Raw genomic sequence first — 16,723 nt, forward strand, 5'->3', positions numbered from 1 at the left:
CGTCTTTTTTAACTCCTACAGTTGGATGCTGTGAAATGAGCAATGATTTCCTTCTGCCCGAGGGCGTATTTGGCCGCTTTGGCGTTGTTAAGCTTTGGCCGGGTATTAAAACCGCAGAAGATGAGTGCATCGCGCGCCTGAAACTGGCCGCTAAAGCCATCGGGGTTGAATGCGTTGAAGTGCATGCCGATGGCGGCCTGATTTCGGCCCCCGACATAAAAGTATCAAAGGCGAATGTCGATTTTGTGATCCATCTGCATTACGACACCCCCAAGCGCTACGATGCCTTCTCCTTTGTAGCACTGTGGAACCCGTTGAAGTTCTACCATGAATGGGGATATCAACGCTGCTCGCGCAACCTGACCACACATGATGACTTCCTCAGTTGCAGCTCCGTTGCAGCCGATGACCATGTAGCGCGTATGGTTCGTGGTTCCACTACGCACTTGCCGGCGCACTTCAAGCTTTACCATTCCACGCCCAAGATCGTCCACGAACCCTCCCTGGGTGACGGCAAACTGTTCTATGCCGGTATCAACTGGGAAGCCATCGTCAGCAGCCGCCAATCGCGCCAGCAAGAAGTACTCAAGCGTCTGGACCCTACCGGCCTGCTGAAAATCTATGGCCCGACCATTTTCCAAGGTGTGCGTGTCTGGGAAGGCTACCAGAGTTATGTCAGGGAGATTCCGTTCGACGGGTTCTCCATGATCAACGAAATCGCCAAAGCCGGCGCCGCGCTGGTGCTGTCTTCGCAGGCCCACCGCGACTCAGAAATGATGTCCAACCGCCTGTTCGAAACCATTGCAGCCGGTACGCTCGTCATCTGCGACGAAAACCCTTTCGCACGCAAATTCTTCGGCGACTCGTTGCTCTATATCGATAGCCGCTCGCCAATGGAACAAATCTACGGCGATATCACCGCGCACCTCAGCTGGATCAAGAACCACCCAGAGGAAGCGCTGGCCAAGATCAAGCAGGCACAAGCCATCTTCAATGAGCATTACTCGCTGATTGGCAACTTGAAGGATCTCTACACCGGGCTGAACGAGCGTAAACAGCAACTGACCGCTCGACACTTGGGCGCGGGCGGCGAGAAGACACAGATCAGCCTCAACTTGCTGATGCTGGACTACTCCACCGCCGCGCTTAAAAAGCACGTCGAAAGTGTCGCCCGCCAAAACTACACCAACTTCACGGCAACCCTGGTAATCGACCGAGTCGCCGCAAGCGATCTCAAATCAGAAATTTCGCGAATCCTGAGTACCTGCCCTACCCCTATCCAGATCAAGGAAGTAGAGGGCTACAAATACGGTATTCATCCTGAAATCAAGGCTAAACGCCTCTTGGGTGAAACGCTCAAGGAGCTGGTTTCAGACGCGGCGCACTCCGATGCAATCGTATTTGTCGCGCCCAATGAGAAGCTGCTCGCCAACCACCTGACCGCTCTGGCCGGCGCACTGCAAAGCGACCCAGAGGTAAACTGTGCGGCAACGGCAGCCATTATGGATGACGGCCACTCCCCGGTGCATACCGTGCATGAATTGATCGACTTTGGTCATGTGGATGCTGCAGGCCCGCCTGGTTACGGTCGCTTCATCTTCCGGACCGCCACCCTTCCAACCGACTTGGATATTGCGCTGCCTTACCTTGACGGACGCCCACTGGCTGCAATGATCACCGGCAAGATCAAGCATCTTTTGCCTGCCACCGTCATCCTGGATATTCGCCAATCATTTCCTGAGAGAGCGTGGGACGAAGCAGCCGAAACCGAGCTCATCAAGGATTTCAATCCGCAGGTGCTCAAAGTGTCGGCAGGCTTCTACATGTCCCCGGCCCCCGCGCCCGTTTACATCGAAGCGCCGAATCGGTCTATCGCCAGGCTGTTTCTTAACAAGACCTGGGTTAAAGCCCAGATCCACGCAATCAGGACCCAAGGTCTTAGCGCGCGTCTTGCAGTATTGAAGCGAAAACTAGGATGAACCCACACGCCCCTGCTCCTATATCGTTGTTTTCCCTGCTCAAGAGCGTTTGGTCGAATTGGAACCTGATCCAACAAATGACCAAACGAGATGTTATCGGACGCTACAAGGGTTCGATGATGGGTATTTTGTGGTCGTTTGCGAACCCGATACTGCTTTTGGTCATCTATACGCTGGTGTTTTCAGTGGTATTCAAGGCTCGCTGGGGAACCGGCGAGCCTGGGAGCAAAAGCGAGTTCGCCATCCTGCTGTTTACCGGAATGATCGTTCACAGCCTGTTCGCCGAGACCCTGACAAGAGCCCCGACGCTGATCCTGAGCAATATCAGCTACGTGAAGAAAGTGGTGTTTCCCCTGGAGATTCTTCCGATTATCGCCATGGGCACCTCGTTCTTCCATGCCCTGGTGAGTATCGGGGTCCTGCTGGCGGCGCAACTTCTGGTGCACGGCACCATCCCATGGACCGTGCTTTTCTTGCCCTTGGTGATTGCGCCGTTGATTGTTCTGTCTTTGGGGCTGGCCTGGATACTCGCGTCCCTTGGGGTGTATTTGCGCGACGTAGCCCACCCAATAGGCTTGCTCATGACCTTGCTGCTGTTTGCCTCCCCGGTGTTTTATCCTATTTCGGCGTTGCCGATAGAGATTCAGCCGTGGTTAATGCTTAACCCCCTGACCTTCATCATCGAGCAAGCTCGCGCGGTGCTGATCGCCGGATCAATGCCCGACTTCGAAGGCCTGGCGATTTACGCGGCAATTGCCGTGAGTATTGCCTGGGCCGGCTATAGCTGGTTTCAAAAGACTCGAAAAGGATTTGCGAATGTCCTCTAATGAATTCGCGATTCGTGTGGAAGCCGTTTCCAAGCGATTCGAAATATTCGAACACCCTCGCGACCAACTCAAGCAATTCATCTACCCCAGGCTGCGCCGACTGTTTCGCAGGCCAAGCCGCAACTACTTCAAAGAATTCTGGGCGCTTCAGGAAATCTTTCTAGAGGTGCGCAAAGGTGAGTCCTGCGCGATTGTCGGCCTGAACGGCAGTGGTAAAAGTACGCTTTTGCAGATCATTACCGGCACCCTGACCCCCACCACAGGCAAAGTCAGCATCAATGGTCGGGTCGCCGCGCTGCTGGAACTGGGGTCGGGTTTCAACCCTGAGTTCAGTGGGCGCGAAAATGTCTACATGAATGGCGCCTTGCTGGGCTTCAACCGCAAAGAAATCGATGCAAAAATCCCCGACATCGAAGCGTTCGCCGATATCGGCGACCATTTTGATCAAGCGATTTCATCGTATTCGAGCGGCATGCAAATGCGTGTCGCCTTCGCCGTATCCACGGCGTTCGAGCCCGACATCCTGATCATTGATGAAGCGCTGGCTGTGGGCGACGCCTACTTCCAACAAAAGTGCTTCCAGCGCCTGGAAAGCTTTCGTGAACGCGGGGGCACCCTGTTGTTCGTGTCCCACGATGCCAACACGGTAAAACACATTTGCAACAAAGCTCTGCTATTAAGTCATGGCAGAACCTTGAGCTTTGGTGCCCCTCGGGACGTGATCGACCTGTATCAAGGCCTGGTGGCGAGAAAGACCGATATGAGCGGCAGCCAGGTATCGGTTGATCAAAGCGTTGCACCCACCTCCGAAAGCCTTGAAGTTATCGAGCATCCGACTGCGTGGACCAAAGCCACGACCATCACCACCAATGGTGATGCGGAACTGATCGATTTTGCTTTGCTGGATGCGGAGAACCACCCCGTCACCTACATTGAAAGTGAGACACAGCTGACCGTCCGTTATGTCGTGAAGCTCAACAAACATTTCGAGCGACCTGCGTACGGTCTTATCGTGAGAGACCGCCTGGGCCGCTCCCTGTTCGAAACCAGCACCTTTGCCCTGCAAATGCCCGACGCCCCCTGCCAGCAAGGCGACCAAGTACTCGTTCGGTTCAACCTCAACTTGAACTTGAAGGCGGGTCAATATTCATTTTCAGTGGGAGTGGCCAATAAAGGTTTTTCCAGAAGCGAATTTGAAGAATACAGCTTGCTGATGCATGACGTAGAGCAGTTACAGGTCACCGAGTCACCACTGGCGGCGTTCTACGGGGGCATTTTTAATATGCACCCAGTCGTATTCGTGGATTTACTGGAAGAAAAGTCAAATGCCTGATCTCGATACGCTGTCCCAACAGCTGGAAGAAGCCCTGAAAGAGCTGAAGGCCCTGACAGAACGCCAGTTGCACTTTGAGACCATTCTGCTGAACAAGGGCCTATCGACTGAAGACGTCGCCGGCTTTAACCCATTGCTGCATCGAAATTTCATCAGCAATGCGGATGCCGCACAGCAAAAGCATCTGATGCACAGCTGGAAGTACAACTCGGCAGCCGTACTGGAACCCACGGAGCTGGCGGACAGCGGGTTCCGCGCTTTTTCGCAAAATGACGAAGACGGTATTTTGCTGCGCCTGTTCACCCATATCGGTTGCACCAACCGTTATGTTGTAGAAATAGGCAGCAATTGCAACGGCTCCGATGTAGGCATTCCTGAAAATCTGTCGACCAATCTGCTGGTCAATCATGGCTGGCACGGCACGATCTTCGAACTCGATGCGACCGAGTGCAACAAGATGCGCTACTTTTTCGCGCGTACCGCCTCCACACGCCACTATCATTGGACGCGCGAGGGCTTAACCGAGTACTACTCACCGGCGATCGTTCAACACGCCATCAGCCCAGAGAACATTAACGAGCTGCTGCTGGCTGCGAACCAGGAGCCGGAGCCCGACCTCTTTATTATTGATATTGATGGCGGTGACTTTGCCGTCATGGAAAATCTCAGCGCGATCAAACCACGCGTCATTGTCGTTGAGTTCGAAAAACGCTTTCGCGAACGCTACAGCGTCGTTCAGCGAGACCGGGAACAGTTTAGCCTCAGGTGGCAGCAATCGGGCGCGGCCAGCCTGACCGCGTGGACTAGCCTGCTGGCGCCAAAAGGCTACAGGCTTTGTGCAGTAGGAACCTGCTGCTTTAACGCTTTTTTCGTACGCGAAGACGTTGCCGAAGGCAAGTTGGCGGCCTTGTCACCAAAGTCAGCATTCGATTCGCACCCGGTATTTTCTGCCATCAACGATGATTTCTGGCTCACGCCTGATGACAGCTGGCAAACATTTTGAATGTGTACTAAGCAACACCACCGTGAAAGAAGATGCCCACCACCCCTGAGTTAGCGCCGGCGCGAGCGACTGTACAGCGCTCGACATTCGCTCAGGGGCGGTGGCGCACAAACACGGTAATCAGCAAAGCGCGCTAACGCTGCGCAAGCAGGCTGCAGTCTTGTGCCTTTGCCGTACACACCGCCGAACGGCCGCGTGGAAAATTTCAGCGCACACATGAGTAAGGATCACTGAGGCATGATAGCTAACAACCCAAAGCACACCGCGCTAACGTTATTATGTTTGATCATTGTACCTTTAGTCATTGCCTACTATGCAATGGGGCTGGACAAGTCAGGTCTCGATTCGCCCTTCATCTATGAACACCTCGATGATATTTGGCAATTCACCTTAACTAAAGTGCTGAAAGAAACCGGCTGGATTCTTTACAACCCTTACCTCGGCGCTCCTGAAGTTGCCAGTTGGCATTATCACTCTGCCGCTCAAACCAGCGCCCTGCACTCTATTATAATGCTGGCGATGAGCCCTTTTTTCGACAGTGCCATCACCCTGCAGCAAACGTACTTCATCTTAAACTTCCCACTGATCGCAATCACTGCCTATTGGGCATGCCGCCTGCTTTGCATAGCTCGCTTACCGGCGATCAGCGCCGCGCTGCTGTTTGCTTTTTGCACCTACCGCTTCAATATTCTTATCTACTCATTTTTGCCTAACTACTTCTGCATCCCCCTGGCGATGGTCGCTATCATTTGGACGTTTCAGGGTAAATTTGACGAGACTCTGACAGCGGCCAAACTGCCGGTCGCGGTGAAAGCGTTACTCAAGAACAAGTCCTTTCTGCTCGGCCTATTCTTTATTATCCTGATCGCCCTGTCCGATGGCTATTACGCATTTTTCTCACTACTGCTATTTGGATGCGCCGGTGCCATTCGACTGATTGTGGGGGGTTGGAAAAAGCCAAGAATCCTTATTCCGGCAATCCTGTACATTGCGGTGCTGGTGGTCGTTTCGCTGTTGATTCAGCTGCCGCTGTATCAATATAAAAAATCCCACCACGACGAGTTCTACCAGAACAACATCGCCGACCCCGTACTGCAAAAGTTCCCGCTCGAGTCCGAAGTTTACAGCAGCAGCCTCAAGTTACTGATAACCCCCAACCAGCAACATCACGTCTCCGCGCTGGGCCATGTGGGCGATCGCTTGGTCGAGAGCAGCAATGCCGCTCGGAAAATTGCTATACCCGCCTCAATTACGCTTGGCATTTTCGGCACCGCCTTGCTGTTCCTGAGTTTCACCTTGTTGATGGTGCCGCAACTACGTCGTAGCGTATTTGCCGACGGCGGTACAACTTCAGAGCACAACAAAAGCTTTATTGGTTTGGGGGACAGCCTTCTAGCGATTATCTTTTTCGTCTTTCTGGCAAGCATCTCCGGTGGACTCGGCACCCTCATCGCATTCGTGTTCCCAACTATCAGGGCCTACAACCGCTTTCCAATATTCATGGAATTTGCCCTCTTGCTCTTGGGCGCGCTGATAGCCAGCCGAGCCCTGAGTACGTTCCGCCGCCCCGCCGTAATAGCGGCAGCCCTTGTCCTCATCACTGCACTGGGCATCTACGACCAGACCCCCGCCAATGTAGCGAACAGATCACCTGACATTCGGCCTCGCGTTGCGCAAGAAACCGCATTCGTCAAACAGTTGGAGTCGGAACTGCCGAAGGACGCGATGGTTTATCAGTTTCCTTACTCCCAGTACCTGACAAACAACAAATACTATGGCTGGGGTTCGTTCAACCATATTCGTCTGTATTTATTCTCTGAGCATATTCATTGGAGCAATGGCGGTTCAAAAAACAGCCCGGCAGATAACTGGAATCGACGCATTTCAAAGTTACCCATCGACGCATTGCTCAATGAAATTCAAGCGGTCGGTTTCAAAGCCCTCGTCATTGACAGGATCGTTGTAAAAGATGATGAGTTCGCAAAAATCAAGTTGGCATTGCAAGCGCTGAAGCTTCTTGTGGTTGAAGACCCGTCCGGGCGGTTTGCACACGTACTGCTGCCACAGGCAAATTTCAAGGTGTCCTACTCTAAAGACTACACGGCCATCGACAGCCTGACGATAAACGCTGCCACGCCTTTTGATAAGAACGCTTACCCAGAACTGATTGATGCTGAGAAGCTTGAACATTTCCTGAACGATAACCGTGCGCCCTTCCCTCTGCGTATAGAGCGCACCCAGCACCCAGAGATTTTTAAAGACGTGACGCTGCTAACTAAAGGCAGCGGCGATTCCGCGATTTTGCCTATAACAGACCTCAACGTCACACTGACCTGCACTGCGCTCGACAAACAACAGCGCGTTGCGATAGACCTTAATAATAATGGAACTTTTAACCTTAGCCTGGGTCAGGGTTCATTCCCGATTAGCGTTGGGGTACACGTAAAAGGCCCAGACGGCAAAATGCTATTATGGGACTCGGGCTATCGGATGGCAGGAGGTTTGGTTGTCAAACCGGGCGAGAAAAAACGGCTTGTGTTCGATCTGAAAGACTATACTGGCGCCAATCAATACACAGCGGACCCTGCCAATTCATTGCAATTTGAACTGGTTCAAGATGGAAATACCTGGTTCTCTAACGCCAGCTGTTCTCCCGCCCCGTGATTGCACACAGTCAATGCTCGAATAGGGTGCAGATGAGTTTGCCAAGTCGTAAGCTCATCGGCACACATTGAGAATTCGGCCTCATTGAGGCAGTATAGGAAATTATCGGCCTGAGTCTGGGCTGAGTCGGTCAATCGTGAGGAATTGCGTTCCTCACTTTCACTTCAAATATACTTTTTAAAAAACACGTCAAGAGAAGCATATGAAAAAAGTTGCGCTTATTACTGGAGTAACAGGTCAAGACGGATCCTACCTGGCCGAGTTGCTTCTCGAGAAAGGCTACGAAGTGCACGGAATCAAGCGCCGAGCCTCATCGTTCAACACCGACCGAATCGACCACCTGTACCAAGATCCACACGACTCCGACCGTCGCCTGGTCCTGCATTATGGCGACATGACTGATTCGACCGGCCTGATCCGCGTCATCAAGCAAGTGCAACCCGACGAAATCTACAACCTGGCCGCACAGTCCCACGTTGCCGTATCGTTCGAAGAGCCTGAATACACCGCCAACTCCGACGCACTGGGTGCACTGCGCATCCTTGAAGCGATCCGGATCCTGGGGCTCGAGAAGAAAACCCGTTTCTATCAGGCGTCCACTTCCGAGCTGTATGGCTTGGTACAGGAAACCCCTCAGAAAGAAACCACGCCTTTCTACCCTCGCTCCCCGTATGCGGTGGCCAAGCTCTACGCTTACTGGATTACCGTCAACTATCGCGAAGCGTATGGCATCTATGCCTGCAACGGCATCCTCTTCAACCACGAAAGCCCGGTGCGCGGTGAAACCTTCGTAACCCGCAAGATTACCCGTGCGCTCGCCCGCATCAAGCTGGGTCTGCAGGACTGCCTGTACCTGGGCAACCTTGACGCGCTGCGCGACTGGGGCCATGCAAAAGACTACGTCGAAATGCAGTGGCTGATGCTCCAGCAGGAACATCCGGAAGACTTCGTTATCGCCACCGGCAAGCAATACAGCGTTCGCGATTTCGTCAATGCCGCGGCAAAACACGCCGAAATCAACATCACCTGGAAGGGTGAAGGCGCTGATGAGAAAGGCTACGACGCCGATGGCAAGTGCATCGTTTCGGTTGACCCACGCTACTTCCGCCCAACTGAAGTGGAAACCTTGCTGGGCGACCCAACTAAAGCCAAGCAAAAGCTGGGCTGGACACCTAAAATCAGCTTTGAAGAACTGGTCACCGAGATGATGACCGAAGACTTGAAGTCAGCCACTCGCGATGAGTTGGTGAAAAAACACGGTTACTCCGTCTACGACTACCACGAGTAATAGCTAGGTGGATAAAAGCGCCAAAATATATATCGCAGGGCACGCCGGCATGGCTGGCTCCGCGATCCAGCGGCGGCTATCCGCCGCTGGGTTCAGCAATTTCGTTACTCGCTCGCACGCCGAACTCGATCTGACCCAACAGGCCGCTGTGGATGCTTTTTTTGCCGCAGAGAAACCTGAGATCGTGTTTTTGGCTGCCGGCAGGGTTGGCGGGATCAAAGCCAACAACAATTTCAGAGCTGAATTTATATATCAAAACTTGATGATAGAGGCGAACGTGATCCACAGCGCCTGGAAACATGGGGTTCAGCGCCTCCTGTTTCTGGGTTCCAGCTGCATTTACCCGCGCGATTGCCCTCAGCCAATCCACGAAGACTACCTGCTGACAGGACCGTTGGAGCAAACCAACGAGTCTTATGCAGTGGCCAAGATCCTTGGCGTCAAACTGTGCGAGAACTACCACCGTCAATATGGCGCTCAGTTCATTGCTGTCATGCCATCCAACCTGTATGGCCCCAATGACAGTTATGACCTGGAAAACTGCCATGTGCTGCCTGCCCTGATTTGCAAAGCCCATGCGGCAAAAATGAGCGGTGCATCGGAGTTGGTGGTTTGGGGTTCGGGCTTGCCAAGACGCGAGTTTCTTTTCGTTGAAGATATGGCCGATGCTTGCGTGCACCTGATGGAGTCCAACATCGAAAGCGGACTTTTCAACGTAGGCATGGGGAGCGACCTGCCCATCAGTGAACTTGCCGAGTTGATTATGGAGGTTGTCGGCTACAACGGTCGGATCGTATACGACCATAGCCAACCCGATGGCACACCTCGCAAGTTACTCAATATCAACCGTTTGAAAGGCCTGGGATGGACGGCCCAAACGCAACTGCGTGAGGGTATAGCTCTGACCTACAAAGATTTTCTCAGCCGTACGGATCACCTCTGAATGTCCCAACCCTTGGTCACGATCGCAGTACCTTCATTCAACCAAGGCCGTTATCTCGACGATGCTTTGAGGTCAATATTCGAACAGGACGTTCCTGTAGAGGTTTTCGTTCTGGATGGCGGCTCTACCGACAACTCGGTGGAAGTTATCCGCAAATGGGAACACAAGTTGGCCGGCTGGCGCAGTCACCGCGATGACGGTCAAGCGGCCGCCATCAATGAAGGCATCCTTCAAGGCAAAGCCCCTTTTGTCTGCTGGCTGAACAGCGACGACTGGTTCGAACCCGTCGGGTTGAAACGACTGATCGAAGCTATTAACGCCGCACCACAGGCATCAGCGGTCTACGGCAAGTGCTGGAACGTCATTCAAAACACTGGCAAGCGCAAGCCTGTATGGGTTGAGCCGTTCAGTGAGCGTCGGCTGTCGCTGCGCTGCATCATTTCGCAGCCCGCCACATTGATCCGCCGATCGGCCTGGGAAACCATAGACGGCGTAGACGCCTCTATGCACATGGCAATGGACTACGATCTCTGGTGGCGACTCTTCAAAGAAGTCGGTCCTCTCACCCATGTGGATGCTTTCGTAGCCGTTAATCGGGAGCACGAAGAGACCAAGACAAAAACCCTACGCCGGCGCCATTACGCGGAAGCGATCGCGGTAGTACGCAGGCATCACGGTAGCGTTCCCTTGAAGTGGTGGCTCTTTCAGCCCTACGCCGTCTGGCTAAAATCCATCTTCCCCTAATCGGAACTTGCCATGCGCATTTTGCATTTTTATAAAACTGCCTACCCCGACACCATGGGCGGTGTGGAGCAAGTTATACATCAAATTTGCCAACAGTCGCCTCGTTTCGGTGCGACCTGCGAAGTCCTTGCACTGTCCCCCCACCCAAGCCCGACAGTACTGGAGCTGGACGGTTATAAGACGCACCAAGTTAAAGAAAACATAAAAATCGCTTCAACGGGCTTTTCGAACCAGGCGTACTCGAAGTTCAAAGAGCTCGCGCAGCAGGCTGACATCATTAACTACCATTTCCCTTGGCCGTTCATGGATGTCATCCATTTCGTCAGCCGGATAAAAAAGCCTAGCGTTGTCTCCTATCATTCGGACATCGTCGATCAAAAGAAGCTGCTAAAGCTTTATCGCCCACTCCAGAACAAATTCTTGAGTAGCGTCGACCGAATCATTATCGCATCGCCCAACTATTTGGAATCCAGCGCCGTATTGCCTGCGTTCCGCGAAAAGATCAGCATCATTCCAATAGGCCTGAATAAGGAGAGTTACCCAATCCCCTCTCCTTCGGTGAAAGCGCGATGGGCGAAACAACTGCCCGAGCGGTTCTTCCTGTTCGTTGGCGTGCTGCGTTATTACAAAGGCCTGCACACGTTACTCGAGGCCATCCAAGGCACTGGGTACCCCGTGGTTATTGTTGGCGACGGACCAAAGAAACAAGAGCTCATGGAACAAGCCGAAACGCTTGGGCTTCAGAACGTGCACTTTTTAGGGAAAGTTGACGATGAGGACAAGGTGGCGTTGATTCAACTTTCCACCGCCATCGTATTCCCTTCGCACCTTCGCTCAGAAGCGTTCGGCGTTGCATTGCTGGAAGGTGCAATGTATGGAAAACCAATGATCTCGTGCGAAATCGGCACCGGGACCACCTACATTAACATTGCCAATGAAACAGGGCTGACCGTCCCACCCGAGAACCCAACCGCCTTTCGCGAAGCCATGCGTTACTTGTGGGATCATCCCCAAGAGGCAGCGGTGATGGGTGAAAAAGCACAGGTACGATACACCGAGATATTTACCGGCGATCAAATGTTGCGGGGATATATGAAGGTTTATCAGGACCTGATGAACGAGCAACGATAAAACCTGCCCGACATCCAGGTCGGGCAGGCCACACTCGCGTTACTTGCCGTTTTCGGCGCGACCGTAGATATCTTCAAAGCGAACGATGTCGTCTTCGCCCAGATAATCGCCACTCTGCACTTCAATCAATACCAAGTCGATAATCCCCGGGTTCTCCAGCCGATGTGTATGGCCGGCGGGAATAAAGGTCGACTCATTGGTATTCAGCAAAAACTCACGATCGTTGTTAACGACGCGCGCCATACCGCTGACCACGATCCAGTGCTCGCTTCGGTGATGGTGCATCTGCAGCGAAAGCGATGCCTGCGGCTTGACCACAATACGCTTGATCTTGAAACGCTGGTCCTTTTCCAATGTCGTGTAAGCGCCCCACGGACGACGGACGGTGGTGTGATCAAGGTGCGCAGAGTGACCACTCTTTTTCAACTGAGCCGTGATCTCCTTGATGTCTTGTGCATGGTCTTTATGGGCGACCAGCAGGGCATCCGGGGTATCGACAATGATCAGATCCTCCACCCCCACCAACGCAGCCAAACGACGCGGGCTACGCACGTAGTTGTTACAGGCGTCATGAAAAATCGCTTCGCCCTCGACACGGTTACCTTGCTCATCCACTGGCGACAGCTCGCTCATGGCATTCCACGAGCCGATATCACTCCAGCCAATGTCACACGGCACTGTGGCTACTTTGCTTGAGCGCTCCATCAGTGCGAAGTCGATGGAAATATCAGGCACCTTGGCAAAGCTTTCAGACTCCAGGTGCAAGCTACGATGGCTATTGCCGGTCATCGTGCCGGAACCGGCCAGGCAAAGATCCACAGCACTGGAGACATCCGGCGCGCACAGTGTCATCTCTTCAATTAACGTGCCGGCGCGGAAACAGAACATGCCGGAGTTCCAGAAGTATTCACCGCTCGCCAAATAGCCTTGGGCAGTTTCCAAGTCTGGCTTCTCGACGAAGCGTTTGACCTTGAAGCCATTACCGAGGGGGTTGTCATTGTCTTTCTGGATATAGCCGTAACCGGTTTCCGGATACTCAGGCTTAACCCCGAAAGTGACCAGCCAACCCTCTTTGGCCAACTTGGATGCCGTAGAAACCGCATCGGTGAATGCCGCTTGGTTATCGATCAGGTGATCAGCTGGCAACACCAGCATGATGGCATCTGGCCCATGGGTACGTGCAACTTCTTGAGCAGCCAGTGCAACAGCCGCTGCGGTATTACGCCCAAAGGGTTCAAGAACAAAACTCAGGTTCGTGAATTGAGGTGCTTGTGCACTGTATTCATCGAGCGTTTTGAAATAGAGGTCACGGTTAGTGATCGTTAGAACTTCGCTGACTCCGTCCAGTGCCAGTGCACGGCCGTAGGTTTTGCGAATCAAATTACCGCCACCCGGCAGTTCGATAAACGGCTTGGGATGTGCTGAACGCGAGACAGGCCACAGACGGCTGCCCGCACCGCCGCAAATAATGACTGGAACAAGTGTCACATTGTAACTCCTTTACGTACTGCCACTTCATTTCGACTGCGGCCTTCGCCCCCTCGATGCAGCAAATTCGAAAGCAAAGTGACGTAGAGTCTTTCAGCTAAAGAAGTCAAATCGCCGAGGCGTCCGGGGGGAGAAACATGGTGTGTTTTCTTACAAACTAGCGTCAACATTCTTATTTAAATGACCATTTATGTCTAGGGAAATCCTTATATGGACGCCTCCCGGAGCTCAATAGGTAGCCATGCTGGCGCGTAGGTAGGAGCAGTCTTATATACGGCCTGTTGTGCAGGCCGAAAAACCTGCTGGCCCTGATGGAATCCGCTGACGAGGCCCTCATCTGAAAATCGAGCTGAAGGCTGTGCCCGTGGCTCATATTCCCTACCAGGTTTACCCCGTCACGGTCTGACCTATTTCGCCATCACGTGCTTACCGCCTGTGCTCCTTGTGAAGTCTGTTGGTTACTGTTTTCAATGCCCCGTAGGGCATGCCGTAAAGAGTTCGGCCCGATACGTAGAGCCCTTGGCCAACACGGCCCAAAGGGTTCTGGCGAGCTTGTTAGCCACTGCGGCGACTGCCACGTTATAAGGCCGCCTGGTCAACAAGCGTTCGACCCACTCTGACCGGTGTCCTCTATTGAGGATCGAGCGAGCGCCATGCATCAACAGCGTTCGCAGATAGGTGTCTCCGCGCTTGCTCAGCCCCAGTTGCCGAACTCTGCCACCGGTGCCCGTTTGTCGAGGAACCAGCCCCAGCCAAGCTGCGAACTGGCGACCAGAATGGAAGGTTTTCGCATCTCCCAGTGAGGCAACAGCGGCTGTAGCGGTCAACAAACCAATTCCGGGAATCTCTGCAATTTTCTGGCAGTCGGAGTTCTCACGTAGGCACTGTTTCAAACGCAGTTCGATTTTTCGAATTTCCTCATCCAGCTGGATAATCCGAGTCCACTGATCGCGTAGGCTGTCCAACAACATGGAAGGCACTTGATGCTCAGCATTGGCAAAGGCCTCCGGAACGGCCTTACTCAGCTGGGTATAACCTTCTGGCAGCACGATTCCGAATTCGTAAAGCAGCCCACGTAAGCTATTGCTCTGCATGATGCGAAATTTCAGCAACTGGGAGCGGATACGGTGTAGCGAGAGGATCGCCTGCTGATCCGCCTGCTTGATTGCCACCAGGCAAGCGCCGGGCTGCTGCACCGCTGTCCAGATGGCTTGAGCGTCAGCCGCATCGGTTTTGTTTCGCAGCACAAAGGGGCGTACCGAACGAGGGGCGAGTAGCCGTACCTCATGCCCCTGCTGTTGAAGCTGACGTGCCCACCAGTGGGCACTGCCACAGGCCTCGATTGCCACCAGGCTGGTCGGATAATTTGCAAAGAACGCCAGCACTTCATCACGGCGCAGCTTGATACGCTCGATCCTCCCAGTGCACTGATCAACGGTGTGCAGCTGGAAAACCTTCTTGGCGATGTCCATGCCAATTACGCTATGTTTCATGGTGGATCCTCCTGCTCAAGTGGTGTTTGTTATCCACTCTCCACTTTGGCACCTAGATGCCGGGGCAGCGAAGATCCTCTATTGATGTAGAGGTGCTGCGGTCGGCCCGCTGCCGGGGGGAGGCGTCCATACCATCTGAAAAAGACTTCCTGATTTGGCAAAATCCCCGGACACCAATCGCCGAGCTTTTCGATGATGAAGCAAATGACCTTCGCCGATGCCGAGTACGCCGGTAAGCGCAAGCAGACCCGCAAGGAGCTGTTCCTGATAGAGATGGATCGGGTCGTACCCTGGGAGGGTTTGATTGCTCTGATCAAACCTCATTACCCAAAGGGCGAAGGGGGCCGTCCAGCCTATCCGCTGATGGCGATGCTGCGGATTCATCTAATGCAGAACTGGTTCGGTTACAGCGATCCGGCGATGGAAGAGGCGCTGTACGAGACGACGATCCTGCGCCAGTTTTCCGGTCTGAGCCTAGAGCGAATCCCGGATGAAACCACCATCCTCAACTTCCGTCGCCTGCTGGAAAAGCATGAGTTGGCCACCGGTATTCTCGGCGTGATCAATGGCTATTTGGGCGACCGTGGCTTGTCACTGCGACAAGGCACCATCGTCGATGCCACGCTGATTCATGCGCCCAGTTCGACCAAGAACAAGGACGGCAAACGCGACCCGGAAATGCATCAGACCAAGAAGGGCAACCAGTATTACTTCGGTGCCAAAGCTCACATTGGTGTCGACGATGAGTCCGGGCTGGTACACAGCGTGGTGGTCACTGCGGCCAACGTCGCGGACGTAACCCAAGTCGACAAACTGCTGCACGGTGGTGAGAACGTGGTCTGCGCTGATGCGGGCTATACCGGTGTAGAGAAGCGTGAAGAGCATGCGGGGCGCCAAGTCATCTGGCAGATTGCAGCCCGGCGCAGCACTTACAAAAAGCACGGTAACCGCAGCGCGTTATACAAAGCGATACGTAAGATCGAAAGAGCCAAGGCCCAGGTTCGCTCCAAGGTTGAGCATCCATTTCGGGTGATCAAGCGCCAGTTTGGTTATACGAAAGTGCGCTTCCGAGGCTTGGTGAAAAACACTGCTCAGATGGTGACGCTGTTCGCCCTGTCGAACATTTGGATGGCGCGTCGACATTTGCTCTCCAATGCAGGAGAGGTGCGTCCGTGAAGAGTGAAGTGACTGCTGCGAGGTGCTTGCAGCGGCAAAAAAGGCTGAAATAGACGGCAGGTTTGACCGGGATTTGAGCGGCTACCGTTTTTTGAAAGTGTCGATGGCGAAGTATCCGGAAAACAGGGGGCTACTTCAGACCATCCCTAGGGTCTGTTCCCGTTTCGTACTAACCCATTGATCTATAAGAGCAAACTCGTATCGTTGTAGTTCTCACACAACACCAATACGAGCTTGCAATGCCCCGATTGATGCTCAGCGATGAGCACTGGTCGAAGCTGCGGGAAATTCTGCTGCACAAGACCATCTACAACAAGCGTGATCTACGGATAACCGTCGAAGGCATGCTGTATCGCATGCGCACAGGCTGTCCCTGGAGAGACTTGCCCGAAGCATTCGGCGGCTGGAGCAAGGTCTACAAGCGCTTCAATGCGTGGTCTGCCTCAGGCAAGTGGCTCAAGGTGTTTCAAGCGCTTGTGGCTGATCCTGATATGGAGTGGGTTTTCATCGATGGCAGCTATGCCAAAGCCCACCAGCACAGTGCAGGGTGTCGGCGCTGATTGAAAACTGACCCACTGGGGATGCGGACAAAAACTTGGACTGGTTATGCCGCGAAGCCCAGGCTTTCACGATACTCAATGGGACTGAGCGCGC

At 53.5% G+C, this 16,723-nt stretch carries 12 protein-coding genes and 1 pseudogene; 11 read left to right on the forward strand and 2 right to left on the reverse strand.

Annotation, left to right across the window (positions count from 1 at the left end):
• The first annotated feature begins 35 nt into the window (after positions 1 to 35).
• The 9 genes from AC1Q6D_RS31065 to AC1Q6D_RS31105 all read left to right on the forward strand — a co-directional run bounded on the left by AC1Q6D_RS31065 (position 36) and on the right by AC1Q6D_RS31105 (position 11,912).
• Complete coding sequence (locus AC1Q6D_RS31065; RefSeq protein WP_103406346.1) at positions 36 to 1,979, forward strand: glycosyltransferase family protein; 1,944 nt, start codon at positions 36 to 38, stop codon at positions 1,977 to 1,979.
• Positions 1,976 to 2,806 carry an ABC transporter permease gene (locus AC1Q6D_RS31070; protein ID WP_103406345.1) on the forward strand — a complete coding sequence of 277 codons (831 nt, stop codon included), beginning with the start codon at positions 1,976 to 1,978 and terminating at the stop codon, positions 2,804 to 2,806. Before AC1Q6D_RS31065 ends, AC1Q6D_RS31070 begins: the two co-directional genes overlap by 4 nt.
• Positions 2,796 to 4,139, forward strand: coding sequence for an ABC transporter ATP-binding protein (locus AC1Q6D_RS31075; RefSeq protein WP_103406344.1), 1,344 nt, complete (start codon positions 2,796 to 2,798; stop codon positions 4,137 to 4,139). Before AC1Q6D_RS31070 ends, AC1Q6D_RS31075 begins: the two co-directional genes overlap by 11 nt.
• On the forward strand, positions 4,132 to 5,142 hold the full coding sequence (locus AC1Q6D_RS31080; protein ID WP_103406343.1) for an FkbM family methyltransferase: 1,011 nt from the start codon (positions 4,132 to 4,134) through the stop codon (positions 5,140 to 5,142). Before AC1Q6D_RS31075 ends, AC1Q6D_RS31080 begins: the two co-directional genes overlap by 8 nt.
• A gap of 237 nt (positions 5,143 to 5,379) precedes the next feature.
• The gene (locus AC1Q6D_RS31085; RefSeq protein WP_103406342.1) at positions 5,380 to 7,806 is read left to right on the forward strand and encodes a hypothetical protein; all 2,427 of its coding nucleotides are present in this window, start codon (positions 5,380 to 5,382) and stop codon (positions 7,804 to 7,806) included.
• Between the two features lie 202 nt (positions 7,807 to 8,008).
• Positions 8,009 to 9,094 carry a GDP-mannose 4,6-dehydratase gene (gene gmd / locus AC1Q6D_RS31090; protein WP_103406341.1) on the forward strand — a complete coding sequence of 362 codons (1,086 nt, stop codon included), beginning with the start codon at positions 8,009 to 8,011 and terminating at the stop codon, positions 9,092 to 9,094.
• 7 nt (positions 9,095 to 9,101) lie between these two features.
• Positions 9,102 to 10,037: a GDP-L-fucose synthase family protein gene (locus AC1Q6D_RS31095; RefSeq protein ID WP_115284124.1), complete on the forward strand. Its 936-nt coding sequence runs from the start codon at positions 9,102 to 9,104 to the stop codon at positions 10,035 to 10,037.
• Positions 10,038 to 10,781 carry a glycosyltransferase family 2 protein gene (locus tag AC1Q6D_RS31100; protein WP_103406894.1) on the forward strand — a complete coding sequence of 248 codons (744 nt, stop codon included), beginning with the start codon at positions 10,038 to 10,040 and terminating at the stop codon, positions 10,779 to 10,781.
• A 12-nt stretch (positions 10,782 to 10,793) separates the two neighbouring features.
• Positions 10,794 to 11,912, forward strand: coding sequence for a glycosyltransferase family 4 protein (locus AC1Q6D_RS31105; RefSeq protein WP_103406893.1), 1,119 nt, complete (start codon positions 10,794 to 10,796; stop codon positions 11,910 to 11,912).
• A 39-nt stretch (positions 11,913 to 11,951) separates the two neighbouring features.
• On the opposite strand, the gene AC1Q6D_RS31110 is transcribed toward AC1Q6D_RS31105, so the two are convergent.
• Together AC1Q6D_RS31110 and AC1Q6D_RS31115 are read right to left on the reverse strand one after the other, a co-directional pair.
• A complete protein-coding gene (locus tag AC1Q6D_RS31110) occupies positions 11,952 to 13,400 on the reverse strand; it encodes a mannose-1-phosphate guanylyltransferase/mannose-6-phosphate isomerase (protein ID WP_103406892.1) in 1,449 nt (482 codons plus the stop codon).
• A gap of 467 nt (positions 13,401 to 13,867) precedes the next feature.
• A complete protein-coding gene (locus AC1Q6D_RS31115) occupies positions 13,868 to 14,893 on the reverse strand; it encodes an IS110-like element IS1383 family transposase (RefSeq protein WP_058655491.1) in 1,026 nt (341 codons plus the stop codon).
• A gap of 195 nt (positions 14,894 to 15,088) precedes the next feature.
• On the opposite strand from AC1Q6D_RS31115, the gene AC1Q6D_RS31120 reads away from it, so the two are divergent.
• Positions 15,089 to 16,069, forward strand: a complete 981-nt coding sequence (locus AC1Q6D_RS31120; protein WP_103406890.1) for an IS5-like element ISPa26 family transposase — start codon at positions 15,089 to 15,091, stop codon at positions 16,067 to 16,069.
• A 239-nt stretch (positions 16,070 to 16,308) separates the two neighbouring features.
• Positions 16,309 to 16,617: pseudogene (locus tag AC1Q6D_RS31125) on the forward strand (IS5 family transposase); the annotation flags it as partial.
• Positions 16,618 to 16,723: the final 106 nt, after the last annotated feature.

The organism is Pseudomonas sp. MT92 (assembly GCF_058792515.1).

Bases quoted from the DNA above. Each gene is read 5' to 3' on its own strand.
- gmd (WP_103406341.1), top strand. From the start codon at position 8,009: ATGAAAAAAGTTGCGCTTATTACTGGAGTAACAGGTCAAGACGGATCC.
- AC1Q6D_RS31120 (WP_103406890.1), top strand. From the start codon at position 15,089: ATGAAGCAAATGACCTTCGCCGATGCCGAGTACGCCGGTAAGCGCAAG.
- AC1Q6D_RS31115 (WP_058655491.1), bottom strand. From the start codon at position 14,893: ATGAAACATAGCGTAATTGGCATGGACATCGCCAAGAAGGTTTTCCAG.
- AC1Q6D_RS31085 (WP_103406342.1), top strand. From the start codon at position 5,380: ATGATAGCTAACAACCCAAAGCACACCGCGCTAACGTTATTATGTTTG.
- AC1Q6D_RS31065 (WP_103406346.1), top strand. From the start codon at position 36: ATGAGCAATGATTTCCTTCTGCCCGAGGGCGTATTTGGCCGCTTTGGC.
- AC1Q6D_RS31075 (WP_103406344.1), top strand. From the start codon at position 2,796: ATGTCCTCTAATGAATTCGCGATTCGTGTGGAAGCCGTTTCCAAGCGA.
- AC1Q6D_RS31100 (WP_103406894.1), top strand. From the start codon at position 10,038: ATGTCCCAACCCTTGGTCACGATCGCAGTACCTTCATTCAACCAAGGC.
- AC1Q6D_RS31105 (WP_103406893.1), top strand. From the start codon at position 10,794: ATGCGCATTTTGCATTTTTATAAAACTGCCTACCCCGACACCATGGGC.
- AC1Q6D_RS31070 (WP_103406345.1), top strand. From the start codon at position 1,976: ATGAACCCACACGCCCCTGCTCCTATATCGTTGTTTTCCCTGCTCAAG.
- AC1Q6D_RS31080 (WP_103406343.1), top strand. From the start codon at position 4,132: ATGCCTGATCTCGATACGCTGTCCCAACAGCTGGAAGAAGCCCTGAAA.